General features: G+C 40.2%; 18 protein-coding genes. 4 read left to right on the top strand and 14 right to left on the bottom strand.

The window, feature by feature from the left end; translation table 11 throughout:
* Positions 1-64: 64 nt before the first annotated feature.
* From nusB to BM380_RS12125, 11 genes are all read right to left on the bottom strand, one after another.
* On the bottom strand, positions 65-478 hold the full coding sequence (nusB, locus tag BM380_RS12075; RefSeq protein ID WP_008110215.1) for a transcription antitermination factor NusB: 414 nt from the start codon (positions 476-478) through the stop codon (positions 65-67).
* A gap of 15 nt (positions 479-493) precedes the next feature.
* Complete coding sequence (gene ribE, locus BM380_RS12080; protein WP_008110216.1) at positions 494-958, bottom strand: 6,7-dimethyl-8-ribityllumazine synthase; 465 nt, start codon at positions 956-958, stop codon at positions 494-496.
* A 93-nt stretch (positions 959-1,051) separates the two neighbouring features.
* Positions 1,052-2,164: a bifunctional 3,4-dihydroxy-2-butanone-4-phosphate synthase/GTP cyclohydrolase II gene (gene ribBA, locus BM380_RS12085; protein WP_013464232.1), complete on the bottom strand. Its 1,113-nt coding sequence runs from the start codon at positions 2,162-2,164 to the stop codon at positions 1,052-1,054.
* Between the two features lie 28 nt (positions 2,165-2,192).
* Positions 2,193-2,846: a riboflavin synthase gene (locus BM380_RS12090; RefSeq protein ID WP_008110218.1), complete on the bottom strand. Its 654-nt coding sequence runs from the start codon at positions 2,844-2,846 to the stop codon at positions 2,193-2,195.
* 24 nt (positions 2,847-2,870) lie between these two features.
* On the bottom strand, positions 2,871-3,998 hold the full coding sequence (ribD, locus tag BM380_RS12095; protein ID WP_090494547.1) for a bifunctional diaminohydroxyphosphoribosylaminopyrimidine deaminase/5-amino-6-(5-phosphoribosylamino)uracil reductase RibD: 1,128 nt from the start codon (positions 3,996-3,998) through the stop codon (positions 2,871-2,873).
* A 2-nt stretch (positions 3,999-4,000) separates the two neighbouring features.
* Complete coding sequence (gene nrdR / locus BM380_RS12100; protein WP_010390928.1) at positions 4,001-4,450, bottom strand: transcriptional regulator NrdR; 450 nt, start codon at positions 4,448-4,450, stop codon at positions 4,001-4,003.
* 107 nt (positions 4,451-4,557) lie between these two features.
* Positions 4,558-5,814, bottom strand: a complete 1,257-nt coding sequence (gene glyA / locus BM380_RS12105; RefSeq protein WP_013464229.1) for a serine hydroxymethyltransferase — start codon at positions 5,812-5,814, stop codon at positions 4,558-4,560.
* Positions 5,815-6,082: 268 nt separating this feature from the next.
* Positions 6,083-7,366 carry a threonine synthase gene (gene thrC, locus BM380_RS12110; RefSeq protein WP_090494549.1) on the bottom strand — a complete coding sequence of 428 codons (1,284 nt, stop codon included), beginning with the start codon at positions 7,364-7,366 and terminating at the stop codon, positions 6,083-6,085.
* 11 nt (positions 7,367-7,377) lie between these two features.
* The gene (thrB, locus tag BM380_RS12115; protein WP_090494551.1) at positions 7,378-8,313 is read right to left on the bottom strand and encodes a homoserine kinase; all 936 of its coding nucleotides are present in this window, start codon (positions 8,311-8,313) and stop codon (positions 7,378-7,380) included.
* A 9-nt stretch (positions 8,314-8,322) separates the two neighbouring features.
* Complete coding sequence (gene thrA / locus BM380_RS12120; RefSeq protein ID WP_090494553.1) at positions 8,323-10,740, bottom strand: bifunctional aspartate kinase/homoserine dehydrogenase I; 2,418 nt, start codon at positions 10,738-10,740, stop codon at positions 8,323-8,325.
* A 230-nt stretch (positions 10,741-10,970) separates the two neighbouring features.
* Positions 10,971-11,339, bottom strand: a complete 369-nt coding sequence (locus BM380_RS12125; RefSeq protein WP_024601555.1) for a response regulator — start codon at positions 11,337-11,339, stop codon at positions 10,971-10,973.
* Positions 11,340-11,715: 376 nt separating this feature from the next.
* Here BM380_RS12125 and BM380_RS12130 point away from each other — a divergent pair, with 376 nt between their 5' ends.
* A complete protein-coding gene (locus tag BM380_RS12130) occupies positions 11,716-13,482 on the top strand; it encodes an ATP-binding protein (protein WP_013464224.1) in 1,767 nt (588 codons plus the stop codon).
* A gap of 73 nt (positions 13,483-13,555) precedes the next feature.
* Positions 13,556-14,467, top strand: coding sequence for a recombination-associated protein RdgC (gene rdgC / locus BM380_RS12135; protein ID WP_008111993.1), 912 nt, complete (start codon positions 13,556-13,558; stop codon positions 14,465-14,467).
* 231 nt (positions 14,468-14,698) lie between these two features.
* Here rdgC and BM380_RS12140 read toward each other — a convergent pair whose 3' ends face one another.
* Positions 14,699-15,538, bottom strand: coding sequence for an HDOD domain-containing protein (locus tag BM380_RS12140; protein ID WP_090494555.1), 840 nt, complete (start codon positions 15,536-15,538; stop codon positions 14,699-14,701).
* Positions 15,539-15,819: 281 nt separating this feature from the next.
* Between BM380_RS12140 and BM380_RS12145 the strand changes: the two genes are divergently transcribed.
* The gene (locus BM380_RS12145) at positions 15,820-17,520 is read left to right on the top strand and encodes a dipeptidyl-peptidase 3 family protein (RefSeq protein WP_090494557.1); all 1,701 of its coding nucleotides are present in this window, start codon (positions 15,820-15,822) and stop codon (positions 17,518-17,520) included.
* 384 nt (positions 17,521-17,904) lie between these two features.
* Here the strand turns inward: BM380_RS12145 and BM380_RS12155 are convergent, their stop codons facing one another.
* The gene (locus BM380_RS12155) at positions 17,905-18,435 is read right to left on the bottom strand and encodes a protein tyrosine phosphatase family protein (RefSeq protein WP_090494559.1); all 531 of its coding nucleotides are present in this window, start codon (positions 18,433-18,435) and stop codon (positions 17,905-17,907) included.
* Positions 18,436-18,466: 31 nt separating this feature from the next.
* Positions 18,467-18,865, bottom strand: a complete 399-nt coding sequence (locus BM380_RS12160; RefSeq protein WP_013464220.1) for an HIT domain-containing protein — start codon at positions 18,863-18,865, stop codon at positions 18,467-18,469.
* 107 nt (positions 18,866-18,972) lie between these two features.
* On the opposite strand from BM380_RS12160, the gene BM380_RS12165 reads away from it, so the two are divergent.
* Positions 18,973-21,198, top strand: a complete 2,226-nt coding sequence (locus BM380_RS12165) for a S9 family peptidase (protein ID WP_069439227.1) — start codon at positions 18,973-18,975, stop codon at positions 21,196-21,198.
* Positions 21,199-21,354: the final 156 nt, after the last annotated feature.

The following is a 21,354-nucleotide window of genomic DNA, read 5'->3' on the forward strand; positions in this document are numbered from 1 at the left end:
GCCGGCTCTCCTTTTTAACGGTTATTTATAACAACTCACTGAAATTAATATGCAGCTTAAGTTGTTATGACTTGCGTAACTGTTTTACAGCTTTATCAAGTACACCGTTTACAAATTTATGGCTATCTTCAGCGCCAAACATTTTCGCTAATTCAATGCTTTCATTGATAGCCACTTTGTAAGGAACATCTTCACGAAATTTAAGCTCGTAGCTGCTTAAACGTAAGATTGCACGTTCAACTTCGTCTAATTCATCAAATGGACGAGTTAAATGAGGCGATACAGCTTCGTCTAGTTGCTTATGATTTACGGCAACTCCACGCGCTAAATCTTTAAAATATTCAACATCAATTTTAGTCACATCGTTTTCGATCAACATTTGTTGTTCGATATCGGCAATTGCATTGCCGCTTAATTGCCATGAATACACGGCTTGAAGTGCTAAGATACGTGCTTTACGTCTTGCTGCTGGTTTCACAAAAATTCCTTAAACTTAAATTTTATCTAACACATTAACCATTTCAAGCGCACCTAAAGCAGCTTCGCCGCCTTTGTTACCCATTTTGGTACCTGCGCGCTCAATTGCTTGCTCAATGCTTTCAGTGGTTAATACGCCAAATGCAACCGGGATATCATACTCAAGCGATACTTGTGCAAGCCCTTTATTTGACTCGCCAGCGACGAGATCAAAGTGAGGCGTGCCCCCTCTGATCACTACACCTAAGGCGATAATTGCATCATATTCTTTTTTTGCTGCAACGCGTTTCGCTGCTAAAGGTAATTCAACCGCACCGGGTACGTAAATCACGGTAATATCGTCTTCTGATACTCCACCAGTACGTTTTAGCTCATCAACAGCACCTGCAAGCAAGCTACTACCAATAAAGTCATTAAAACGAGAAATGACAATGGCAAACTTTTTGCCTGGAGCGTATTTATTACCTTCAATAATTTTCATTTGATAACCCTAAAAATAAGTTTAAGCGATTTCGGTTGCACAAAAATTGATGCGCATTATACCACATAAATAAAATAATAACCTAGCGCGTAATTATTGTGGCTCTACGTAGTCAACCACTTCTAAATGGAACCCTGATAATGCATGGTATTTTTTAGGTAAACTCATCAAACGCATTTTTTGAATACCTAAATCAGCCAGAATTTGCGAACCCACACCGACGGTGCGCGAAGTACCTTGAAATTTACGTGGCGTCACATTTTCACCCGCATCAGCTGCGGCAAACGCTTTTACTGTGGCTTCTAACTCTTCAGTGCTTTCTTGCTTACCTAAAATAACTAAGGCGCCATTATGCTCAGCAATATAAGCCATTGCTTGCGATAAACCCCAACTACGGTCAGCATTGCGATCAGAGAGTAAAATATCGTTAAAGGTACTTTGTAAATGCACACGTACTAAGGTCGGTTCTTGTTGCTTTATTTCACCTTTAAGCAATGCATAGTGTAACTGCCCATCAATGGTGTCTTTGTAAGTCACTAAGTCAAACTCACCATGTTCAGTTGGCAATTTACATTTTGCAACTTGCTCAATTGTGGTTTCGTTTAGGTTACGGTACTCGATTAAATCAGCAATGGTGCCAATTTTAATATCATGTTGCTTAGCAAATACTTCTAAATCAGGACGACGCGCCATGGTGCCATCTTCATTTAGGATTTCTACAATCACTGATGATGGCTCAAGCCCTGCTAAACGCGCTAAGTCACACCCCGCTTCTGTATGCCCGGCACGTGTTAACACGCCGCCTGGTTGCGCCATAATAGGAAAAATATGACCTGGTTGTACAATATCGCTTGGCACAGCGCCTTTCGCGATGGCAGCTTGAACAGTGCGGGCACGATCCGCTGCAGAAATACCTGTGGTAACCCCTTTTGATGCTTCAATAGACATAGTAAAGTTAGTTGAGAATGCAGCACCATTATTTTTTACCATTAATGGTAAATCAAGCTGCGAGCAACGCTCTTGAGTCATGGTTAAACAAATTAGTCCACGGCCATGAGTCGCCATAAAGTTAATGGCTTCTGCACTAATGTGCTCAGCAGCAATAATTAAATCGCCTTCATTTTCTCTGTCTTCATCATCCATTAAAATAACCATTTTACCGGCTTTAATGTCATCAATTATTTCTTGTGCGCTGTTTAAATTCATAAGTTGCTCGTATAAGTTGTCAATGTCGTTATTTTATAAAGCCCGCTTTAGCGAGTAAGCTCATCGAAATATCTGAACCCGTAGGTTGTTCAGCCCCTCTAACTAGGCGCTCTAAATAACGTGCTATTTGGTCGACCTCTAAATTCACTTTGGTACCGACTTGAAAATCAGCTATGGTCGTTTGCCCGCTGGTGTGGGGCACAATCGTCAGTTTAAATTTATTACCTTCAACTGCATTAACCGTCAGGCTAATACCATCAATACAAACCGACCCTTTGTAAGGAATGTATTTCATTAAATTTTCATCGGTGGCTAACCAATATTCTGTTGCTCGCGCATTGGCATTAATTGCTGTGATAGTGGCAATGCCATCTACATGGCCAGACACTAAATGACCACCGAGGCGCGAAACAGGTTGCATCGCCTTTTCTAGATTAACGGTTTGCCCTAATGCGTAATGTGCAAACCCTGTTAAGCTAATCGTTTCATTTGATAAGTCAGCACTAAAGCCATCAATATGCTTATCAACAACCGTCAGGCATACACCATTAGTTGCAATACTGTCACCTAACTTAACATCACTCATATCAAGGTTTTTACTTTGGATACGAATAGCTAAATCACCTTGTTTTTTTTGTAATAACGCAATTTTACCTGTCGCTTCAACTATTCCAGTAAACATAGTGCTACTCTTTATATAAAATGATTAATGAGCTTTTTTTAGTGCTGTGATACGTAAATCATCACCGATTGGCACACACTCATTAAAAGTTAAATTAATGGTATTTTGCATACTCATTAACTCTGGGAAATTTAGTAAACTTTTAGCATCGCTGCCCATTAATTTAGGAGCAATGTAAAAAACAAACTCATCAATTAAATCAAGTTCTGTCATTTTACCGGCCAGTGTTGCTCCGGCCTCTAGCCACACATTATTAAACTGCAATTGGGCAAGCGTGTGTAACACGGCCAGTAAATCTACTTTATTATTATTTTCAGGTACTTCAATCTGTTTAACAAAATGAGGCCACTGATGCGATTTATCAACCTTGGTGGTAAATATTATCACCTCACTTTGAATTGAAAATAAGGCAAGATCAGGGGTAAGTCTATTTTGTGAGTCAATAACAACGCGAACCGGTTGGCGCAGTGGTAAATCAGTTGGTAAAGAATACGGTAACTCTTCTGGGCGCACATTTAATTTTGCATCATCCATTAATACCGTATCGGCACCGGTTAAAATTGCACAGCTTTGTGCTCGGTATAGTTGCACATCTTGGCGTGCTGCGGGGCCAGTTATCCATTTACTTTGCCCGTTTTTAAGCGCCGTTTTACCATCTATACTGGCGGCCATTTTGCAAGTCACAAAGGGTAACCCCTGCTCCATGCGCTTAAAAAACCCAAAGTTTAATGCGCGAGCTTGCGCTTCAAGTAATCCGTGAGCAACTTCTATACCAGCATCCGCTAAAATTTTCAGACCTTTGCCTGCAACTTGCGGGTTGCTGTCAACCATTGCGGCAATCACTTTTTTAACACCGGCTGCTTTTAGCCCTTCAGCACATGGCGGTGTTCGACCATAATGACTGCAAGGCTCAAGTGTTACATAAGCGGTTGCGCCTTTGGCATTTTCACCAGCCATAGCCAGTGCGTTTACCTCTGCATGACCTTGACCCGCTAACTGATGAAACCCTTCACCTATTATTTTATTATTTTTTACGAGTACGCAGCCAACATTAGGATTAGGGGTTGTCGTAAAGCGCCCTTTTTTTGCCAGTTCAATAGCGCGAGCCATGTAGCGTTTATCATCCTCTGAAAACGAACTTTGCTTGGTCATTACTATTCCCCTAAGCGGGCTATTTCTTCACCAAATTCGCGTATATCTTCAAACGAGCGATACACAGAGGCAAATCTTACATAGGCCACTTTATCTAACTTTTTAAGCGCTTCCATAATGCACTCACCCACCAAATGGCTAGACACCTCGCGTTCGCCAGTGGCACGTAACTGCGACTTAATAATATTAACCACTTCATCAACTTGCTCAGTGCTTACGGGGCGTTTTTCGAGGGCGCGAGTTAAGCCATTTAGTAACTTATCTTCATTAAACGGTTCGCGGCTGCCATCTTGCTTGATGACCCGTGGCATCACTAATTCAGCCCCTTCAAAGGTGGTAAATCGTTCGTGGCATTCATTACATTCACGACGTCTACGTACTTGGTGTCCCCCACCTACAAGGCGAGAATCAATAACTTTAGTATCTTTGGCGGTGCAAAAAGGGCAATGCATAACTGTGTGTTTCCGTTTTAAAAACAAAAAATGGCCGCTGTAATAGCGGCCATTATCATAACAAAAATGTGTGCAGTTGTGATCTAAATTACTATTTTACTCTTGGGTTAAGCGTAAACAGGTAATTTTGCACAAATTGCTTTCACTTTTTCTTTTACTTGCGCTTGCACTGACTCATCTTCGATGTTGTCTAGTACGTCACAGATCCAGCCCGCTAACTCTTTTGATTCAGCTTCTTTAAAGCCACGACGAGTGATTGCTGGTGAACCAATACGCAGACCAGAGGTAACGAATGGTGAACGTGGATCGTTCGGTACTGAGTTTTTGTTAACCGTGATATTCGCATTACCTAGGGCAGCATCTGCATCTTTACCTGTGATATCTTTGTCGATTAAATCAAGTAAGAATAAGTGGTTGTCAGTTTTACCCGATACTACTTTGTAGCCGCGCTCTTGTAATACCGCAACCATTGCTTGTGCATTTTTAACAACTTGTGCTTGGTATGTTTTAAACTCAGGTTGAAGTGCTTCTTTAAATGCGACCGCTTTAGCAGCAATAACATGACATAAAGGACCACCTTGGCCACCTGGGAAAACAGCGCTGTTTAGCTTTTTGTAAATTTCTTCATCGCCACACGCAGAGATGATTAAACCACCGCGAGGACCCGCTAATGTTTTGTGTGTTGTGGTTGTTACAACGTGAGCAAATGGCACTGGGCTTGGGTAAACACCCGCAGCAATTAAACCTGCAACGTGCGCCATATCAACAAATAAGTAAGCACCTACTTTGTCTGCAATTTCACGGAACTTAGCCCAATCAACAATACCTGAGTATGCAGAAAAACCAGCAATGATCATTTTTGGTTTGTGCTCAAGTGCTAACGCTTCAACTTGTGCGTAATCAATTTCGCCAGTTTCTTCGTTAAGGCCATACTGAATTGCGTTGTATGTTTTACCAGAGAAGTTAACGTGTGAGCCGTGCGTTAAATGACCACCGTGCGCTAGGCTCATGCCTAATACAGTATCAAGTGGGCTTAAAAGAGCTTGGAAAACAGCAGCATTCGCTTGTGAACCGGCATGAGGCTGTACGTTTGCGTAATCTGTACCAAATAATTCATTTGCGCGGTCAATAGCAAGTTGCTCAACCACGTCTACGTGCTCACAGCCACCGTAGTAACGTTTGCCCGGGTAACCTTCAGCGTATTTGTTAGTCAGCTGAGAACCCTGCGCTTCAAGTACGCGTGGGCTACAGTAGTTTTCAGATGCAATTAACTCAATATGCTCTTCCTGACGTGATGTTTCTTTGCTCATCGCGTCAAATAACTCTGGATCAAAGTCCGAAATATTCATGCTACGTTCTAACATTGGGGTCTCCTGGGCAACGTGTATGGGTATTTTTTAGAGGCTTTATTGTACGCTTAAAACGACGTTTTGCCTACGCTCTTAAGTTGAGGATATTTAAACAGGGATTGAAACTATTTCACAGCATTTTGATGATGATATTTTTTTATAAACTAATAACAATTTTAAATGAATTCTATTTACTACATTTATATAGCTTATGCGTTATGTCTAAAGCGATGCATAAATAAACAAAAAAAGCGGCCTAAGCCGCTTTTATTATCTGCCTTTTTTAGGCAAGCTTTTTAAACAACTCTGTACGCAAAATATCATAATCGTTGTGCATATCAGTGGCTAAACACGGTTTTGCTAATGCATCAGCTAACGGCTTTGGCATATCTAATTCAACATTAAGGATATCCTCAACGCTGTCTTTAAATTTGGCCGGATGCGCAGTCGCTAAAAAAATCCCCACAGCATCTGCTGCCTTATTTTCTACAAGACCTTGGTAAGCAATTGCGGTGTGAGGCTCTGCAATATAGCCAAGCTGTTGAATTTTTTTCATCACTGTTTGTGTTTGCTGCTCATCAACACTCACCGAATAAAAGTTATCATAACTAAACCAGTTATTATCTAACATTGATTGCACACGTGGCCAGTTATTAGGTTTACTCACATCCATTGCATTTGAAAGCGATTCAATTGTCGCATTAGGCGTCCAATTTTTATCAAGCATAAAGCGCGGTACTGTGTCGTTTTGGTTTGTAGTCGCACTTAGTTTACCAACTGGCATACCAATAACAGCGCCAATCATAGCCGCACACACATTACCAAAGTTACCACTCGGTACTGAAATATGCGCTGTAGCACGCTTTTCTTTTGGCAGCTGTGCAATGGCTTCAAAGTAATAACACACCTGCGCGACTAAACGGCTAATATTAATTGAATTTGCTGAGTTTAAACCTAACTTCGATTTTAGCTCTTCATCTAAAAATGATTTTTTAACCAACTCTTGGCAATCATCAAAACTACCCTCAATCGCATAACAGTGAATGTTGTCACCAAGCGTTGTAAATAACTTTTGCTGCGCTAATGAAATTTTACCTTTAGGGTATAAAATAACGACATCAATATTTGGTTTGTTATAAAAAGCATGCGCTACGGCAGCCCCGGTATCACCCGATGTTGCAGTTAAAATAGTGACTTTTTCACCTTGATTAAATTGCGCCAAGCACTCGGCCATAAAACGGCCACCAAAATCTTTAAATGCCAGTGTTGGGCCGTGAAATAACTCTAAGCAATAGGTATTATCTTCAACTTCCACCAGCTTAACCGGAAAGTTAAACGCATTCTTAACCATCTGGGCAACAGTATCACTTGGCAGCTCGTCACCAATAAGGTGCGATAAAATTTTGCCGCTGCGAGTAACAAAGTCCATATCTAGTAATGCATCAACATCACTTAATGGCGCTAACGACTCTGGAAAAAACACACCTTGATTACGCCCTAGTCCTGTTTTTACAGCTTCAATAAACGACACTTTTTGTGAATATTCTTTTAAATTATGTAATTGCATGACTCTTTATCCTATAAAACATTTAATTGACGCGTGCCGTCGTTATCTAATTTACAAATATGGCAAAAGCCTTGCTCGTTGATGTAATTTTCCTCTAGCCACTGCGCGCATTGCTCTGCCGCTTCAAGCGTTTTACATACACTAAACAAGGTCGGCCCTGCGCCTGAAATACTCACAACTTCAGCACCCAGTGCTGGTAAGCTTGCTTTGGCATCACTAAAGCCGCTTATAAGTGGCGCACGGTATGGCTCTGCTATTTCGTCTTTCATAATGCTTAATGCATCATCAAAACGCCCTGTTAGCAGTAAGCTACTAAACGCCGATAAACGCTGAGCAAACTCAACCCCGGCATGCATACTTAGCTCTTTTGGTAAAACAGAGCGCGCTTTTGCGGTATTGAGCGAAAAACCCGGAAATGCGGCAACGTAATACCAGCTTTCATCAACAGGTAAAGCAATAGATTTATCAGGAATTAAATCACCGGTTAACTGTAAGCCACCTAAATAACACGGTGTGATGTTATCGTAATGGCGCCCCCCACTTACAACGGCTTCAAAATCTGCCATAAGCTCAATGAGCTCTACTTGGCTTAAATTAGTTTTGGCAAATTTATCCAGTGCTGCAAATGTCGCCACCACAGAGCAGGCACTTGAGCCTAATCCCGAACCAATCGGCAAATTTTTCCTAAGTTCGAGCTTTACCGCAGGCATATCAGGCGCAACATGCGCTCTAAAGTGCACTAAACACTGATACGCTAAATTTTCTTGCGCATCACTAGGTAGCTTATGTGCATAGTCGCCTGTACAAATAAATTCATCACTCGATGCGGCACTAACAACCGCCACATCACCTAATAAACCGCCATCAATGGGCGCAAGTGCGGCGCCCAGCGCATCAAAGCCAACGGTAAAATTACCAATAGACGCCGGAGCATATACTTCAATCATGACTGACTCCTAGCGAGATAATGTTTTTAATATGTCTGCAAATACACCCGCTGCCGTTACTGCAGAGCCAGCCCCATAACCACGAATTACAAACGGACGCGGTTGGTAGTATTGGCTTAAAATAGCCAGCGCATTTTCACCATCACGAATAACATTCAATGCATGTGATGAATCCACCGCTTCGATTCCGACTTTACAGTGACCATTTTTAATTGTGCCTACATAGCGAAGTACTTTACCTTCACTTGCTGCACTTTGAACACGGTCGTTAAAACCAGCATCTAAGCTAGGTAATTTCGCCATAAACTGCTCAACATTGTCACCTTGGGCAAAACCTGGCGGTAAAACCGACTCCACTTCAATATCGCTAAGCTCTAATTTCATACCGGCTTCGCGTGCAATGATCAGTAATTTACGTGCTACGTCAGTTCCCGATAAGTCATCGCGTGGATCGGGCTCTGTAAACCCGCTTTCTTTGGCTTTAATTGTTGCTTCAGAAAGTGATAAACCATCTTCTAGCGCACCAAACATGTATGAAAGCGAGCCTGATAAAATACCACTAAACTCAAGTAACTCATCACCTGCACCAAACAACGATTGCAAGTTATCGATTACAGGTAAACCTGCACCTACGTTAGTTTCGTATAAAAACTTACGATTATTTTTATGTGTTGCTGCAATTAAATCTTGGTAATACGTATATGAACTCGTGGTGGCTTTTTTATTGGCAGCCACAACATGAAAACCTGCATTTAAAAAATCTACATATTGTGCAGCTAAGGCATCTGATGAAGTACAGTCAACTAGCACTGGATTAACTAAATGATTTTGCTTAACAAACTGCTCGACCAGTTTTAAATCAAACGCTTGCTCTGACTGCGCCAGTTTTTGCAGCCAATCATCAAACGCAATCCCCTCACCATCAAGGTGTAATTGACGAGAGTTGGCAACACCATATAGGTTTAATTTAATATTACGCTTTTCAAGCCATGCTTGTTGACGTTCAAGTTGGTTAATTAGCTCTTGGCCGACTAAGCCACAGCCCAATAAAAACACATCAATTGAAGGAACATGAGTAAAGAAGTTTTCATGGCAAATTTTAACCGCGTCATTACATAATTCACCGTCAATAACGGCTGAAATAGCACTTTCTGTTGAATCTTGCGCTATGGCAACAATGTTTACTTGCGCTTGTGCAAGCGATGCAAAAAACTTAGCCGCTAACCCCTTATGGGCACGCATGTTATCACCAACTAACGTTACTATTGCTAAATTACGTTGCACATTTACCGGCTCAATGAGCCCCGCTTTTGACTCTAAGTCAAAGGCTACTTGCAACGCACTTAACGCTAGATTTAAATCGCTTTCATGCACACAAAAGCTAATACTAAATTCACATGATGATTGAGTGATCAGGACGATTGACACGTTATCATGCGCTAATGCATTAAATACTTTCGATGCCATGCCCACTTTGCCCTTCATACCAGGGCCTGAAACGGTCAACATAGCTAAGTTTTGTAGGCTTGAGAGTGCTTTTACTGGTTCATCAGATACCGTATCGTTACTAATTAGTGAGCCTTGCGCATCTGGGTTATGGGTGTTTTTAATTTCGCATGGCACCCCTGCTTTTGCACACGGTAAGATAGTTTTAGGGTGCAATACTTTAGCGCCAAAATAAGAAAGTTCCATCGCTTCTTTATAAGATAGGAAATCAACCTTAGTGGCTTTTTTGATATAACGCGGATCGGCGCTGTATACACCATCAACGTCAGTCCATATTTGGCACACTTGCGCCTCTAAACACGCCGCAGCAATCGCCGCCGAGTAGTCAGACCCATTACGACCAAGCGTTGTGAGCTCCCCTTCATCATTACTTGCAGTAAAACCAGGCATAATGTAAACCGTCGCAGGGGATTCTTTTAACACGGCTTGAAAACGTGCCTTACTGGCCACTAAATCCGCTTCTGCGTCTATGTATCCGCCGGTTGAAACAATACAATCTGTTGCTTGTAAATAATGCGCGTTATGATCGGCTAATAGACTTTGCATTAGCGATACGCTAACACGCTCACCAAAGCTAATAATGAACGCTCTGACCTGATCAGGGCAGCACTTTATCAGTGCAATACCATCAAGCTTATTTTTAAGTTCGTTAAAGTCAGGCCAGTTTTGAACTGCTCCTTGCTTTTCCTCTACCGCTGCTTTGAGCATGTTGCATCGGCTAGTCAGTGAATGCCATTGTTCGCTAAAGTCATGCCCCTGCTCTGCAGTACTAGCTAAATTAACTAACGAGTCAGTCATGCCACCTGGGGCTGACAATACCAGTAACATTTCATCTTTTAATTGTGCCTTAGCGAGTGCAGCAACTTGCTCTAAACAGGCAAAATCAGCGAGCGATGAGCCGCCAAATTTTAATACGCGCATTTTTTATGTTTCCTCATTCCATAAAACGAAAAAAGGCCTGTGTTCTAAGTGAACACAGGCCTTTAAATTTGTTGCACCGACCTATGCCACTATCCAGTAAGAATGGTGGTTGTAATAATAATGGTCGTTACAAGACTAAATGTTTTCATAAGCTTAAGACTGCCTTAACACAGGCTATTCTGTCAACCCTAAATTAGCAGATAAAACAGTCTTTTTCATCATGAAATTTATTAATAAATGCCAAACTTATGCAAAACTGTACTCAGTTGTGTTTTATTAATTGGCTTATGAATAAAATCGATTGCGCCTAGTTGCGCGACACGTGCTTGCATTTTTTGTTGGATATCAGCAGAGATCACTAATACATAAGACTCTATTTTAGAAATTTTGATTTGCTCAAGTACTTCAATACCATCAACTTCAGGCATGGTTAAATCAAGACACAGGAGATCGAAATGCCTTTGACGCAATTGCTCCAACGCCTCTTTACCGTTAGTTGCTTGCTGAATATCGGCATCAATACATTCTTTTAAACAGCGCATTACCTGTTTGCGAGCAACGGTGGAATCATCACAGACTAAAATAGAAAAACGCATCATAATGACTCATTAATTAAACTCATACAAAACACCTAGACCCACTGTAAAATTAGTTGGTTGCCCAATCCGCAACAGTCAAAATTATAACCAAATTAGCAACGAGCAGATTATTTATTGTAACTTTTATTAACGTTATCAATAAAATGCTTAATTGCACAATACAAATTAGTAAATTAACTATTTCCAAGTAAAAAACAGCCTATCCAAACCAACAGTTCTCAAATAGAAACCCCATGGATATAGAACAGAATGATTGCTTATTTAACAACGCTAAATAGCAATATTATAAAATATATGTTTATTTTTAATCATTTATTAACTAATGTTTATAAGCGTACATTAACAGTTGAATAATTTAAGGAAATATAAGCCTCCCATGCCGCAAAAAAGTCTTTCAACAAAGTTACTCACTCGGGTTTTATCAGTTTATTTTATACTGACCTTTGTGGTGACCTGCGGGCAAATTTTCGCAGAGTACGTTAATACTAAAGATTACATACGCGATGAACTTGGCACATTACAAAAGACCTTTGGTAGAAGTTTAACCAGAGCAATTTGGGAGCTAAATATAAAGCAAACCACCACAACCGCCGAAGGATTGCTCGATATACCTATGGTTGAGGGGGTTATTATTCGTGACGATAATGGCGCTATTATTTCTCAATTAGGCCGCGCGCTAAATATTCACAATCTTTACAGTCAGCAACTTGTGCAAGAAGATGTCATGGTAGAGGACACCAAAGCCGGTTTATTTGGCTATACATTTCCACTTATTTTTGAGTTTTCAGGACGAGCAACGCAAGTAGGCGATGTTACTTTATTTTCTAGTCGCGATGTAATTTTTAGTCGCATTATGCTCTCTATCTACTTTTTGATTGGTAATGCCATGATTAAAACTACTTTTTTAATCATCTTATTTTTAATTGCATTTAGAAAGTTACTCACCGAGCCCCTTACTCAATTAACCGAGCAAATTGAATACCTTGAGTTAGAAGAGCTTGATGGTCAACAGGTTAAAATAGTCACCGATGAAAATAACGAGCTTAAAGTAATGGAACGCTCTTTTAACAATCTGATTTCGAAGGTTGTTGAGTATAAAAAAGAGTTAAAACAAACTCAGCATGACCTAATTGAAAGCAATCAAAAACTGGATCAACAAAACTTACAACTTGAACAGGATGTTGCGCGTAAAACATCAAATTTAAGCCAAGCAATGATCGATCTACAGCAACAAAAATATGAACTAGAGCGACAAAAAGCAGTTTTAACAGAGGAAGTCGATTTACGAAAGCAAACCGAACAAGAACTGTTAAGCAAACAAACTCAGCTGCAAAGCTCGCTCGATGAATTAAGCTTTGCGCAAGAGCAACTGGTTGGCTCAGAAAAAATGGCGGTATTAGGCGGCTTAGTGGCGGGGATCACTCATGAAATTAATACCCCTATTGGTATCGGCGTTACTGCCACCTCTTTTTTACAAGAGCGATTAACCGAAATAGAAACTGCGTATAAAAATAAATCATTATCGTCTGCGGCTTTAGAAGGCTTTATTAATGATGCAGCGCAAAGCGCTCAACTACTCTCTCACAACTTAGAACGTGCCTCAGATTTAATAACCAGCTTTAAACAAATTGCGGTAGATCAGGCCAGTGAAGCTCTAAGAACAATTAACTTTAAAGACTACATCAACGAAGTTATACGCTCTTTGCACCCACAAATTAAAAAAACATCTCACAGCATTCGCCTACATTGCCCAGATGATTTAATTATTAACTTACCTGCGGGAGTCATTAGCCAAATATTTACGAACCTAATTATGAACTCATTAGTGCATGGTTTTGAAAATATAAACAGCGGCCAAATCACCATAGATGTAAATACTGATGAAAACGACCTCATCATTAATTATCAAGATAACGGTTTAGGTTTAAAACCGGCTCAACTAAAGCGTTTATTTGACCCATTTTTTACCACCAAGCGTGATGAGGGTGGCAGCGGCTTAGGTGCCCATATTATTTTTAATCTAGTAAAACAAACGCTCAATGGTAAAATTGAAGTAAGTAGTGAGCCTGGGCAAGGGTTACACTACCGTATTTCGTTCCCTAAAAACATGTCATCTCCCCTGCCACTTTTTAAACTCGATTAAGCTAAATCAGCCGTTTCTAGAAGCGGCTTTTATTGCTATGATTGCACAAATTTTTTAAATGGATCATTCCCCTATGTGGTTTAGTAACCTTATATGCTATCGCTTTAAACAAGACGTTTCATACACACAAGAAGACTTTGATAAGGCATTAGAGCAAGATCTATTTCGTCCTTGTACTGGCCAAGAGTTGGCAACATTTGGTTGGACAAAAGCATTTGGTAAACATGGTGAAACTCTGTCTCATTTCTCACAAAAAAGTATTTTAGTGTGCGCTAAACGTGAAGAAAAAGTATTACCAGCCTCGGTAATAAATGAGCTGGTAGCAGAAAAAGTTGATCAGATTGAAGCCGAAGAAAATCGCCCAGTAAAGAAAAAAGAAAAAGATGAATTAAAAGAAAACATCTTACACACCTTATTGCCACAAGCATTTAAAAAATCGAGCTTGCAGTTTGCTTTTATAGACCAAGAAAATGGGTGGGTGGTAGTTAATAGTGCAAGCTTTAATAAAGCAGAGGAACTACTTGCTCTATTACGTAAATCATTAGGGACATTACCCGTTGTTCCTGCGTTTGCTAATTATGATTTAGACGTATTTTTAACTGACTGGCTTACTAACTTTAGTACTCCAGAGGGCTTTGCAATTGGATCAGACGCTGAACTTGAAGAAGCTGATGACAGTGGCGCCCAGGTAAAACTTAAAGGCCATGACCTATCGTGTGACGAAGTGAAGTCGCACCTTGAAAGTGGTAAGCGCGTTACTAAGCTTGCCCTTGATTGGCAAGAGCGCGTTAAATTTATGCTACAAAACGATGGCTCAATTAAACGTTTAAGCTATTCAGAAACACTTAAAGAAGAAAATGCCGATATTCCTAAAGAAGATATGGCGGTTAAACTAGATGCTGATTTTATTCTTGCATCTGAAGAAATTAAGCAATTGCTAGAAGAGCTTACACAGGGCTTAGGTGATGCTGACGATTTAGCGTAAAAGCTTTATTAAATAGTATTAAAAATAAAAGCACGGTATTAATCGTGCTTTTTATTATTCAAAAACAAGTTATACCAATTCATTAAATTAGTGATCTATTATAGCGACAAAGAAATAAGTCGATAACAAGGCAAAAATTATGATACATAGTTGTTCTATATAAATAATTTTTAACGCAGGTAGCGGATTATTTAATACGCTAGAATAATCATGTTTTTAATAAAATTGGTATTAACTAAACATTTCTTTTACGTCTTCAACCATATGCAAATACTCTTCACTCTCTAATATTTCTAATGAAGGAAATATGCCTTTATCAATATACGTTTGCAGCGCTGCTGACTTATCAGATACTTGTAAGGTTCCCTCAAGGATTGCACCAACACGAATAAAGTCGATATAACTCACCTCAGCAGTACGATGATTCACATCTGCCCAGTGCTGCGCGACCTCAACAAACACATCAGGAAATTCCCACGCTTTCATGATTGAACCACCAATTTTACCACTTAAACGTTGAATCGCATGGGCTAAAAAGCTGGGGCTTGCAAACACTTCAGGGTGACGCTCTGCTTCAGTTAAAATGGGTAACACCCCAATATTATAAACTAATGAAGCTAATGTAATGGCATCACGATTTAGCGATGTATGGGTATTTCTTTTTAAGTAAAACTCCATTAATGAAATAGAGTGCGAGGCCACATGCAGCGTTTTATGCCACGCCTTTCCCATGTAGCCTTTTATTAACTCGTTGTTAGATACAAATAACTGCTCCATCGCCATGGCTGTGGCAATATTTTTTATTTGCCTAAGCCCAATACGTGTAACGGCTTGGTGCAAGTTAGACACCTTTACAGCTCGGCCCATAATTGCACTATTTGCGACTTTGATCATACGCGCCGACAATGCAGGATCATGTGCTATCACATCTGACATTTGCATCAAATTAACATCGGGGTTATCTGCGGCTTGGCGAACCTTAATCGCTACCTCAGGTAACGTAGGCAACACCAGTGTGTCGTTGTTAATTCTGTCAACTAAAATAGTGAGTAAGGCATTTTCTGTAGACATAAAATATCCCTTTGCTTAATGACCTACACTTTACAGCAAGTCTTATATTATTAATTATTTCAAAGCTTAGTAGTATTAAACATATACCTAAAATAGAAAGAATTGTAGATAATTATTGATTATTTACCAGCGGCCCCTCATTAGTGCACTCTAACGTCTAATACTTGCTATTTGCTAGTATGTTTTGCTTTAATGCAAGCATGCTAAGGCACACTAATACTCATTCAGTACCTTAACTTACAGTATACAAGTTACAAAATAGACTTTTTAAAGGCAATATAATGATCTTAAATAAAATTAGCCAAGCAATACTGCTCTCTGGCATCGTTTTTCTTAGTGCCTGTTCTGAGCAAGCACCGTCTTCAAACAATACGCCGCAAAGCTCAGCGCCAACGGCTTCTCAAGCGCCTTCAGGGCCAACACTCGTTAATATTGACCGTCAACGCTTAGACATATACACAGACTTTAGCTTACAAAGCGATTTGTCACACTTATCTGAGAACCAAAAAGCCATGGTTGCCAAGCTTATTGATGCTTCAAAAATTATGGACGATTTATTTTGGAAACAAGCATTTGGTGAAGATAAACAAAGCTTTTTAGCACAATTAGATGATGAAAAAGTACGTCAGTTTGCAGATATAAACTACGGCCCATGGGATCGCTTAAATGGCGATGAAGTATTTTTATCTGGCTACAAAGAAAAGCCGCTTGGGGCAGGTTTTTATCCGGCCGACATCACCAAAGAAGAGCTTAATAACGCTGATGTAAAAGATAAAACAGGGCTTTACTCACTTATTAAACGCGATGAACTAGGTAATTTATACAGCACGCCTTATTCAGAAGAATATGCCGTAGAACTTGCCCAAACAGCTAAGTTACTTAGAGACGCTAGCAAATTAGCTGACGACAAAGAATTTGCCAACTACCTAAACTTACGAGCTGACGCAATACAAAGCGATGATTTCCAAGCCTCTGACTTTGCTTGGATGGATATGAAAAATAATCCTATCGATGTTGTTATTGGCCCAATTGAAAACTACGAAGACCAATTATTTGGTTACCGTGCTGCCTATGAATCGTATGTACTAATTAAAGATTTAAAATGGAGCGAACGCCTGGCTAAATTTGCTGCCTTTTTACCTGAACTACAAAAAGGTTTACCTGTAGATAGCAAGTATAAGCAAGAAGTACCTGGTTCAGATGCTGACTTAAATGCCTACGATGTTGTTTATTATGCTGGGCACTCAAATGCCGGCAGTAAAACCATTGCAATTAACTTACCAAATGATGAGCAAGTTCAGCTAGAAAAAGGCACACGTCGCTTACAGCTTAAAAATGCAATGCGAGCGAAGTTTGATAAAATTTTAGTCCCTATCGCAGAGCAGTTAATTGTGCCAGAGCAACGTAAACACATTACCTTTGATGCATTTTTTGCTAACACTATGTTCCATGAAGTAGCTCACGGTTTAGGTATTAAAAATACTATTACCGGCAAAGGTACCGTTCGCCAATCTCTACAAGAGCATGCTAGCGCCTTGGAAGAAGGTAAAGCAGATATTCTTGGTCTGTACATGGTTGAACAGTTACTTAAAAAAGGGGAAATCACTGAAGGAACGTTAGAAGATTACTACACCACCTTTATGGCGGGTATTTTCCGCTCTGTGCGTTTCGGTGCTTCAAGTGCACATGGTAAAGCAAACATGATCCGCTTTAACTTTTTTGCTCAAGAAGGTGCCTTCTCTAAAAATGAAGACGGCTTGTATAGCATCAACATGGATAAAATGGGCGACGCTATGGCTAAATTATCGCGCCTTATTTTAACCCTGCAAGGTGACGGTGATTACGAAAAAGTTGATCAACTGATTGCAACTCATGGCGATATTAAAGCGGAACTAGCTAAAGATTTAGAAAAGTTAAGCAAAGCGAACATCCCTGTAGATGTAACCTTCAAACAAGGTAAAGATGTACTTGGCCTTAATTAATATGCGCTAAATTAGCTCACATAAAAAAGCGTTACACTGTAACGCTTTTTTTATCTAGGGTCTGTTGACCTTTGCGGATTAAAATTTGTTCAAACTAGGGGCGGTTTAATCGCGGCGCGAGGTTTGTAACCTAGTGGGCTAAGTAAAAACCAAGCAAAGCTTCCGCGTCCTGCTCACGCCCCTTACCTACATCCATGTAGGCAACAAAGAGTAAATCGCCCCTAGGCAGAACCCAAAGGGCAGCGCCTGTTTGGCATTGATGCTGCGTTATCGCCTATTTATGGGGAATAACACCACATAGGCTCTGCCTTGCCTAAATACCAAACAGACTGCTGCAAATTCAACCTTGAAAGGTCAACAGACCCTAATTACTTATCAGTCTAATTATTTATCACTCATCACTTTACGAACAACCGGCTCAAGGCTTGCCATTCCCCACTGCTTGCCTGTTTCAATTGCAGACTCAATATCTGCACCTTGTTGATGGGCTGAAATAGCCATTAGCGCACCAACACGATTACTGCTCGCACAATGAACAACCACTGACTCACCTTTAAGTTCTTCTAAAAGGCTAGCTAATCGTTTTGCATTGTCGATGTTTACATCTTGTGCACCTGCAATCTCAATTGCGTGGTAATTCATTCCTAAAGAATTGACTAACGCTCCTTCATCCCAGTCTTGCTCATCTGCTGCACGTAAATTAATAACATGCTTAACATTAGCTTGTGACAATTGCTTAAACTGCGCATCACTGGGCTGCGCTGCTGAAAAAACCAAGTTGTTATGTGCTGCAAAGTTTTTAATATTAGCGTTATTTACCACATCTATAGCTACTGGCTGCTCGCCCGCTATCACTGTTGACACTGCAATGGCTGCAATAAATACACTTGTACAGAGTTGTTTGATTAATTTCATACTATCCCCTCAAAGTAACTCATTTTGATTTTTAAAAATGCGCTTTTAATTGCTCTATCTGCTCATTAGTATAAGGCACACTCGGAAACTTGCCCCATACCGGCGCAGGCCATGCAATATCTGTTTTAAAACGCGCGATATGATGAATATGTAGTTGTGGCACCATATTACCCAATGCGGCTACATTTAACTTATCAGGATTAAACACCTCCATTAACAAATGACTGAGTTTCGCTGACTCGTGTAAATAAGTAATTTGTTGCTGCTCGGTTAAATCAATAATCTCTTTTAAGCCCGCTATTCTGGGGACCAATACAAACCAAGGATATTGGCTGTCGTTTAATAGTAACACCTTACAAAGTGGCCAATCAGCCAGTTCAATACAATCTCTTTTCAGTTCAGGTGCTAAGGTAAATGATGTTTTGCTCATGTTAAAGTCCTTAGATTATTTTACCGCACACTTTATAGCATTTAGTTGCAGTTGCACACGCTTGTGCTTTACCATCGAGATAATTTTATGTAAGTAAAGGCAATCCTGTGTTAAAAAAACTAAAACACCTCTCACTGGCAATTCCCCTACTCGCGGGCGCATTAAGCGCAGAAGCTGAGCCGCTAACGCTTGAACGTATATTTGATGATCCGAGCTTAGCAGGCAAATCTCCGGTACAACTTAAGTTTTCGCCTGATGGTAGCCGGGTTACCTACTTACAAGGTAAAACCGATGACTATAACCGCTACGATTTATGGGAATATAATTTAAAAGATAATACCAACCGGTTGTTAGTTGATTCGGCGCAGTTATTTTCAGGCCCAGAAAATCTCTCCGATGAAGAAAAAGCACGCCGCGAACGCCAACGTATTTTTGGAAAAGGTATCCTTGAATATAAATGGTCAAAAGATGGGAAAGCACTGTTATTCCCTCTTAATGGCGATCTTTATTACTATGACTTAGATGCTAAAAATAGTAAAAAGCTGACTAACACAGACGCATTTGAAACCGATGCGCGTTTCTCTCCAAAAGGAAATTTCGTATCCTTTATCCGAGAGCAAAACCTATATGCACTAGAGCTGGCTTCAGGTAAAGAAATTCAGTTAAGTAAAGATGGCGGTGGCGTAATTAAAAACGGCATGGCCGAATTTGTGGCGCAAGAAGAAATGAGCCGTATGACCGGTTATTGGTGGGCAAATGATGAATCTAAAATCGCCTTTACTCGCGTTGATGAAAGCCCTGTTCAAGAAGCGATTCGTAACGAAATTTATGCTGATGAAGTAAAACTATTTAACCAGCGTTATCCATTTACTGGCACCAATAATGTTGACATTCAACTTGGGGTGGTAAAGCTTAATGATCAAGCAGTTGACTGGATTGACTTAGGCGACGATAAAGATATTTATATTGCCCGCGCTAAGTGGCTAAACGACAGCAATACGCTCTCTTATCAATGGCAAAACCGCTCGCAACATAGCTTAGAACTACGTTTTTACAACACTAAAACAAAACAGCAAACCGTTGCTTTAACTGAAAAAAGTGATACCTGGATCAACTTGCATTTTGACCTTGAATTTTTAAAAGATAAAAAGCATTTTGTATGGGCCTCAGAGCGCGATGGATTTAAGCACCTTTATTTATATCGTAATAACGGCCAACTTATCCGCCAGATTACCGCAGGTGATTGGGTCGTAGATAGCCTAAAAGGGATAGATGAAAAAAATGGCGTTGTTTACTTTGCTGCACGTAAAGATACCCCGCTAGAGAGCCATTTATACAGTGCGCCTTTATTTAAAAAAGGGGCTATGAAGCGCATTACTGAAAAAGGCCAATACCATAATGTCGTTCTAGCGAAAGATAATAAAACTTTCATTGATAATAGCTCATCGGTTAATAAGCCAAATTCAGCTGCACTGCGCAAAATTAATGGTGAGTTTATTACGTGGCTTGAAGAGAATAAGCTTGATGACTCTCACCCACTTACCCCGTATCTAACTGATTTAGCCCAGCCCGAATACGGCACAATTACCGCTGAAGACGGCCAAATTATGCATTACCGTTTATTTAAACCAGCAAACATGGCAAAGGGTAAAAAGCATCCGGTTATTGTCAACGTTTACGGTGGTCCTCATGCTCAGCGAGTAACCAATAGCTGGCGCAGCAAAAACTTATACTTTCAATACATGGCGCAACAAGGTTATGTAATTTTTCAACTTGATAACCGAGGCTCTTACAATCGCGGTAAAAAGTTTGAAGATGCGATTTATAAGCACTTAGGCGTTGTAGAAGTGGCGGATCAAATCAAAGGCGTTGAGTTTTTACGTACTCTTGATTACGTAGACCCTGCTCGCATAGGTATATACGGCCACAGCTACGGTGGTTATATGGCGCTAATGACCATGTTTAAAGCAGGCGATTACTTCAGCGCGGGTGTATCTGGTGCTCCGGTTACCGACTGGGCTCTATACGACACCCATTACACCGAGCGCTATTTGGGTCACCCAGATACTAATGCCCAAGGCTATATCGACAGTGCTGTGTTCCCATACGCTGAAGGCTTAAAAGGCCCATTAATGATTTACCATGGCATGGCCGATGACAACGTATTATTTACCCATGCCACTAAATTATTTAAACAGCTGCAAGATAACAATCAACAGTTTGAAATGATGACTTACCCGGGCTCAAAACATAGCCTTCGCGGTAAACAAGTTCAAACTCATTTACATCAAACTATTACAAACTTCTTTAACCGTAATTTTAATACAAAGTAACTAAAACCGGGTTAATTATTCGACTAAAGGCTGATATAAGTATCAGCCTTTTTTTATGCAGATAAGCTATATTGAAACGTCAACAAACAATAATTAAATTCATTATAAGCACCCGTTAAGTAAAAGTTCGGCCTATCCTTTTTATTGTATTTACGC

The organism is Pseudoalteromonas sp. DSM 26666, from assembly GCF_900116475.1.
In the GTDB taxonomy this organism is placed as follows: domain Bacteria; phylum Pseudomonadota; class Gammaproteobacteria; order Enterobacterales; family Alteromonadaceae; genus Pseudoalteromonas; species Pseudoalteromonas tetraodonis.